The organism is Deltaproteobacteria bacterium, assembly GCA_020845895.1.
Taxonomy (GTDB): Bacteria; Lernaellota; Lernaellaia; order JACKCT01; family JACKCT01; genus JADLEX01.
Genome location: JADLEX010000083.1, coordinates 1 through 6,977 on the forward strand (window position 1 = coordinate 1; position 6,977 = coordinate 6,977).

At 65.2% G+C, this 6,977-nt stretch carries 5 protein-coding genes; 4 read left to right on the forward strand and 1 reads right to left on the reverse strand.

Translation table 11 applies throughout. The features are described 5' to 3' along the window. Positions 1 to 427 (reverse strand): hypothetical protein (locus IT350_11170; GenBank protein ID MCC6158601.1); only part of this gene is annotated, 427 nt, incomplete at its 3' end. A gap of 79 nt (positions 428 to 506) precedes the next feature. Here IT350_11170 and IT350_11175 point away from each other — a divergent pair. The 4 genes from IT350_11175 to IT350_11190 all read left to right on the forward strand — a co-directional run. Next, positions 507 to 833, forward strand: a complete 327-nt coding sequence (locus IT350_11175) for a hypothetical protein (protein ID MCC6158602.1) — start codon at positions 507 to 509, stop codon at positions 831 to 833. 152 nt (positions 834 to 985) lie between these two features. Next, positions 986 to 2,611 (forward strand): glycosyltransferase family 39 protein, encoded by a 1,626-nt coding sequence (locus tag IT350_11180; GenBank protein MCC6158603.1) that lies wholly within the window; start codon positions 986 to 988, stop codon positions 2,609 to 2,611. Between the two features lie 132 nt (positions 2,612 to 2,743). Continuing rightward, entirely contained in the window at positions 2,744 to 5,542 is a 2,799-nt protein-coding gene (locus tag IT350_11185) for a S8 family serine peptidase (GenBank protein ID MCC6158604.1), read from the forward strand. Between the two features lie 161 nt (positions 5,543 to 5,703). Continuing rightward, positions 5,704 to 6,977 (forward strand): AMP-binding protein (locus IT350_11190; protein MCC6158605.1); only part of this gene is annotated, 1,274 nt, incomplete at its 3' end.

The window sequence follows — 6,977 nt, forward strand, 5'->3', positions numbered from 1 at the left end:
CGTAGTACACGCTCGTGTCGTAACGCACGATGTCCGTATAGATCAGATGCGCGACGCCGCTTGCGTCCACCGCCATGTCGAGATCGGTGGCCTCGCCATCGACCGCCAAGAGCGTCGTCACCTCCCACTCGCCCGACTTGTTTGTCGCGAAACGCAGTTCCTCCACGTTCTCGCCGAGCTTGGGGTGGTACGTGTAGGCGAGATAGAGGTGATCCTGCGTATCCTTCGCCAAGATCTTGCGTTCGCCGCCCAGCGGATGGATCACCTCGCGGGTCACATCGCCGCTCGCGTCAATCGCGACGTGATCCAGGGAGAGCCCTTCGCGAATCGCCAAGTGCACGTTACCGTCGGTCGTCACGAGCACATCGCTCACCCCTTTGTCGGAGTCGACAAAACCGGAGATCTGCTGGAACGTGATTCCGTTCATCTCAAAGGGAGGCCACGGACCGTAGCGCGGTGCGACCGAATGGGCAGGGTTGATAACGAATGGGTCGCAGGCGGTTCCCGTGCCGAGCCACGTCGTGGTGGTGGTGGAGGTCGTCGTGACGTGCGTGGTGGTGGTCGTGGTGGACGTCGGCGTCGAGGTGCTCGTCGAGGTCTGTGTGGTGGTCGTCGTGGTCGGGGCGAATGTCGAAGTTGTGGATGTGGTGGTCACCGACGTCGTGGTCGTGGTGCCGGCGTCGTCGTCGGAGGAATCGTCATCGAGCGAGGAGTCGTCGTCGGGCGTTGCGTGGTCATCCGACTTCGCATCGCCGGACGAATCGGGCGACGAGCAGTCGCAGGCGGGAAGCGCCGCGACCAGCGCAAGGATGAGGATAGCGATGATCCGGTGAGCCATATTTGGGCGCGGCTCCACGAACGGGCGAAGAATTCGATGCGTTCATGATGACGGAAAAGATCCGGTTTGAAAATGTGAACATTTCTTTGGCGAGGTTCATCACGCCGCGCTTGACGCGCCCGCGGCGCGCGACCAAATTCGGCGTCGATGTTTTGGCTTCCGCTGGCGTTGGCCGCGTTGTTCTGCGCGTGGGGCGTCGTACGCACGCGCGATGCGTCGCCGTGGCGGCGATGGTGGATTCGCGTCCCGGTCGTCACCGTCGCGGCCATGGTCGTGAGTTGGAGTTTCGCGCGCGGCGGAACGGACCTGTTCCCCTTCGACGACAGCTACATCAGCCTCGCGGCGGCGCGGACGTTTGCCGAGCACGGCCAGATCGCGGTCGTGAAAAATCGTCTGCTTGCCGGGGTCACGAGCCCGCTGCACATCGTACTTACCGGGGCGCTCGGGCTGCTGCTCGGCGTCGAGAGCGCGGCCCGGTGGATTTCTTGGATCGCATTCGTCATGTCGGCGCTGGGTGCGGGGTTTTTGGCCGAGCGCGTGGCGCGCGACGCGCGGGCCTTTGCGTGGGGCGCGGCGTTCGCCCTCTTCGCCGGGCCGACCCTCTACGACGTGGGCAGCGCCATGGAGACGGCACCGTTCACGGCGCTGGTCGTTTGGACGCTGCTCGCCTTTGAGGACGTTTCGACGCGCCGACGCGGCATCATCGCCGGCGTGCTGCTCGGCCTCACGATGCTCACGCGCCCCGAGGGCGCGCTGCTGGCGGTCGCGATCTTCGCCGTGCCGCTCGGACGCGTCGCGTGGACCCGCGACCGGGAAGCCGCGCGGGCGTGGCTGGTCCCCGCCATCGTGGCGTGCGCGGTCTTCGCGCCCTACGTCGTCGCAAATCTCGCGCTCACCGGCCACGTGCTCTCGCCCACGGTGAGCGCCAAGGCCGTCTTCTTTCGCTCGGGGCGTCTCGACTGGCCGAACCCCGTGCGCCTTGGCGATCCGCTGCGTGTGTTTCTCGTCGGCGCGGAGTTGTTTGCCGTGGCGGGCCTCGCGGGGCTCGCGTTCACCCGGCGCAGGGCCGAGTTGCTGTTTCTCATGTTATTCTACGCGAGCTATCTGATGCGGTTCGATGTCGCGTTGCGACACTATCGCGCGCGCTACCAGCATCCGCTGTGGATTCTCGCGGCGGTCGGCGCGGCGGCGCTCATCGTCTGGATTGCGAAGCGTCGCGACGGGAAGACGGCCGCCCGGGCGGTCGCGGCGGTCGCCGGGATCGCGCTCATGCTCGCCACGCTCCAGACGGCGCGCGTGTACCGGGTGTATTTCCGGCAGGATTTGGGCTCGACGCGCGAGTTCCTCATGCCCATGGTGCGCGCGGTGCAAGACGCCATGCCCAAGGGGTTCACAGTCGCGTCGCACGACGTCGGCGCGCTCATCTATTTCAGCGATCGGTACGTGCTCGATCTGGTCGGCCTGACCGACGAGCGGATTGCGAAACAACTTCGCGAGTCCGACCCGTCCACCGCCGCCCTCGGCGCGGTGATGGCGACGAAAAAACCCTATCTTCTCGTGGTGTTGCGCGACTGGGAGCAGGATTTTCTGCAGCTCACGAAATTCGCCCCGCCGGGGATGTACACGCTCGCCTGGTCGTCGCCGGCGCCCAACGCCGCGACCGGCGCGGTCTACGACATCTACCGCGTCCGGCACAATATCGTCGGGCTGAGTCCGGGCGCAGCGGCGCAAATGCCTCCGGCGCTAGCCCCATCCCCGGTCGAAAGTCCGTAAGCGAAAACCCGATAAATTTGTTTGACTTGGCCCGTGGCGCGGGCCTACAATCCCGCCCCGCCGGAGCGCCTTCGCGTCCGGCGCGACACGGGACGAAAGAATCGACTCACTCCTTTGTTCATGGAGCATTTCATGCGTCTCCTGAGAATGTTGATGGCCTTGGTGTTGTGCTGCGCTTTCGCGGGCGCGGCGAGCGCGGCGTGGATGGATCCGAATCTCGAGGATGAACTCGCCGGGGCCGACTCGGACGAGATGGTCAAGGGCCTCGTCGTGCTCGCCAAGCAGGTCGACGTCGAGAGCATGATCGACGATTTCTACCGCCGGGGCCTCTCGCTCAAGCAGCGGCATTACGAGGCGATCAATTCGCTTCAGGAGATGGCGGCCTCGACGCAGGGCGCCGTGATCGGCGATCTGCGCAAGGCGCAGAGCGAGGGCAAGGTCGAGAAATTCAAAGCTTACTGGATCACCAACGCGATCACGATCTGGGCCCGGCCGGTCGTGTTCGAACAGATGCGCACGCACCCCGACGTCGCCAAGATCTTCTTTTCGTACCCGATCGAGCTGATCGAGCCGGTCGCGGTGGGCACGTCGCTCGACGCGTGCAGCGGCCCTCCGGGGCTGGAAGTGGGCGTCGAGGTTTCCCGCGCCCCCGAACTGTGGGATCTTGGTTTTGACGGCTCCACGGCGCTTGCGGGCGACTGCGACACGGGCGCGGACGGAAACCACACCGCCTTCGCGAGCCGCTGGCGCGGCACGTCGGCCCCCGCGGCGCACACGTGGTTCGACCCGGTCACGAACACCACGTTCCCCTTCGACTCGGGCTACCACGGCACGCACACACTGGGCACGATCGTCGGCGAAAACGGCATCGGCATGGCGCCGGGTGCGCAGTGGATCGCGGCGGGCACCATCGACCGCGCGGGACTTCAGCAGACGATCGACGACTCGATCGACGCGTTCCAGTGGTTCTCCGATCCGGACGGCAATCCCGCGACGATGGAGGACGTGCCGGACGTCATCAACAACTCGTGGGGCATTTCGCCGCTGTATCACGGCGTTCCCCATTGCGATCAGCAGATGTGGGCGGCGATCGACGGCGCGGAGGCCGCGGGCGTGGTCGTGGTGTTCGCGGCGGGCAACGAAGGCCCGCAGACCACGTCGCTGCGCACCCCCGGCGACCGCATCACCACGCAGCTCAATTCGTTCGCGATCGGCGCGCTCAACCACGACAACGACACGCCGGCCGACTTCACGAGCCGCGGTCCGTCGGGTTGCGACAACACGACGATCAAGCCGGAAGTCAGCGCGGTCGGCGTGGACGTGTGCTCGTCGTTCCCGAGCAACACCTACGGTCTGCTGTCGGGCACCTCGATGGCGACGCCGCACGTGGCGGGCGCGGTGGTGCTGCTGCGCGACGCGTATCCCGAGTCGATGCCCGAGGACGTGAAATTCGCGCTGTACGAGACGGCGGTGGACGTGCACACGGTGGGCGAGGACAACGCCACCGGGCGCGGCGCGATCGATGTGGTCGAGGCGTATCTGTTCCTCGGCAGCTACCTCATCAGCTCCGATGGCAAGATCCGCATCGAGTCGATGTATTCGTGCGAATCGGAGATCGAGATCACCGTCATCGACGAGGACCTCGTCGGTCCCACCGTGAACGTGACGGTCGAGAGCGATTCCGAATCGCAAAAGGCCGTGATCCTGGCGTCGACGGCCGACGCGGGAATCTACAAAGGCTACGTCGATACCACCGCCGGGCCGACCGGTCCGGGCAAGATCCTCGTGGCCGACGGCGACACGATCACGGTAAAATACACCGACGCCGACGACGGCGAGGGTGGCACGAACGTCGTGAAAACCGACACGGCGGACGTGGACTGCGCGCCGCCGGACTTCGACGGGCTCGAGAGCGCGGTGGCGGGCGACGAAGTCGTCACGCTTGGATGGTCGGCGGGAACGGACCAGAGCGCGATCGTTTACAACGTCTATCGCGCCGAGACCTCCGGCGGGCAGAACTTCAGCTCGCCGATCGCGCAGGTGACGACGACGAGTTACATCGACAACTCCGTCTCGAACTTCACGACATACTACTACGTGGTGCGTGCCGAGGATGCCTTCGGCAAGGAAGAGACGAACACGGTCGAGCGCTCCGCGATGCCGGAAGGCCCCGACACGCTCTTCTTCGACGATTTCGAGACGGACGCGCTGATCGACTGGGACGTCATCGACGGCGGCACCAACGCGGCGACGTGGACCGACACCAACCCCGGCGGTCGCTTCTCCGGCGAACTCGACGGCGTCTTCGCCTCCTGCGACAAGCAGGCGGCGGGAATTCTCGCTCAGATGGAAGAGCAGATGGTCACGCCGCTCATCGACGCGCACGCCCATTACGACATCACCCTCCAGTGGGATAACGATTTCGAGTCGGGATTCCTCGAGACCGGCGACGTGGAATACACGACGGACGGGACCAACTGGACGCGCGTGAAGCGTTATCGCAGCAACGCCGAGTCGGGTCATGAGCAATTCGATCTGACCGACGCCGACTATGCCGCGAATTTTCAGATCCGGTTCGTGTACAAGGGCGGCGGCCCGCTCCCCGAGTGGTGGGGCGTGGACAACGTCTGGGTGCGCGGCTGGTTCGACCCTTCGGCGACGACCACGACGACGACGGTGACGACGACGTCGACGACGACGACGACCGGCGGCGGCGATGACGATACCGACGATGACGCGGACGACGACACCGACGATGACACCGACGATGACGCGGACGACGATGCCGATGACGACGCCGACGATGACGCGGACGACGACGCCGATGACGACGCCGATGACGACACGGACGACGACGCCGACGACGACCTGATGGATGACGACGCGGGCGGCGACGATGACGACGACGACAGCAGCGGTTGTAGCTGCTGACGCTCGCGCCGCGAACCGAAAGACAAATCACCGGAGGCCGCCCGCATGGGCGGCCTTCGAGCGTCACGGAGCGGATTTTTGTTGAGCCCGGCTTTCGATCGTGGTAAATCCGGGTTCGTGCGAATTTCCATGTTCATTCGCGATATCCTGAAGGAGACCCCATGCCGCTCGCCCCGAAACTCTCGACACCGCTCGCGTTCCGAAACGGCGTTCCGCAGTACACGCTGGAGCATTTTGAACGGGATTTTGCCGATCGCCACCTCGTGCACGGATGCGTCGCCAAGTGGGCGAAGGAAGACCCCGAACGCACGGCCATCATCGAGTTCGACACGGGCAAGACGTACACCTACAAGCAGTTCGACGAGGCGGCGACGGCATTTGCGCTTGCGCTACTCGACCTCGGTTTTCGCAAGGGCGACTTCTTGGCGACGACCCTGCCGTTTCTCGCCGAGCACGTGTTTCTCGAATACGCGTGCTTCAAGATCGGCGTCATCCACGCGCCGCTCGACCTGCGCCTGAAAGCGCCCGAGGTGATTCGTTCGCTCGGTCTCATCAAGGCCAAGGGCTATGCGTTTCTCGGCAAGACGGCGGCGGCGGATTTCGGCGCGCTTGGGCAAGCCGTGAAAGAGAATTGCCCCTACATCGAGCACTTCATCCAGTTCTCGCCGTCCGATCAGGTCATCGCGGGCGCGAAGTCGATCTTCGATTTCGCGGCCGATGCGAAGCGGCTGGCGACGGCCGCGCTCACGGGCGCGAACCCGGATCTCGCTGCTCGCTACCGCGAAGCCGCCGCGGCCGTGAACGAATACGACGGCGCGCAGGTCATCTACACGACCGGCTCGACCGGTTTCCCCAAACCGGCGCTCCAGTCGCATCGCAACATCACGGCGCAGAACATGTGCCTGGGCGGCGGATTCGGCATGACCGAAAAGCCGCGCATGCTCGTCAACCTTCCGCCGTCGCACGTGGGCGGGCAGGCCGAGCAGATGATGACCCCGTTTTTCTGGGGCGGCGACGTGGTGCTGCTCCACATCTTCGATCCGGAAAAATCGCTGCGCGCGATTGAACAACACAAGGTGGACAGCTTCGGCCAGATCCCGGCGCTCTTCGCCATGGAGTGGCGGCTGCCGAACTACAAGGACTTCGATCTGTCGCCGCTGCGTTTCGCGCTCTACGGCGGGCAGCAGGTGTCGCGCCAGTTTCTGGAGCAGCTCGCGGCGATGTGTCCCAAGTTCGGCACCGGACTCGGGCTGACGGAGATGGCGGGCTTTTGCACCTATTCGCCCCTCGACGGCACGGTGGACGACATCCTCGCGAGCGTCGGCTTCGACATGCCGGTGACGCCCCTGTCGATCCGCAAGCCGATCCGCGAGGACGGCACGGCGGGCGACGAACTGCCCGACGGCGAGGTGGGCGAGATCTGCTTCGCGGGCCC

What these genes read in the sequence shown, in the direction of transcription:
- IT350_11185 (MCC6158604.1), top strand. Translation starts at nt 2,744, where the DNA reads ATGCGTCTCCTGAGAATGTTGATGGCCTTGGTGTTGTGCTGCGCTTTC.
- IT350_11180 (MCC6158603.1), top strand. Translation starts at nt 986, where the DNA reads ATGTTTTGGCTTCCGCTGGCGTTGGCCGCGTTGTTCTGCGCGTGGGGC.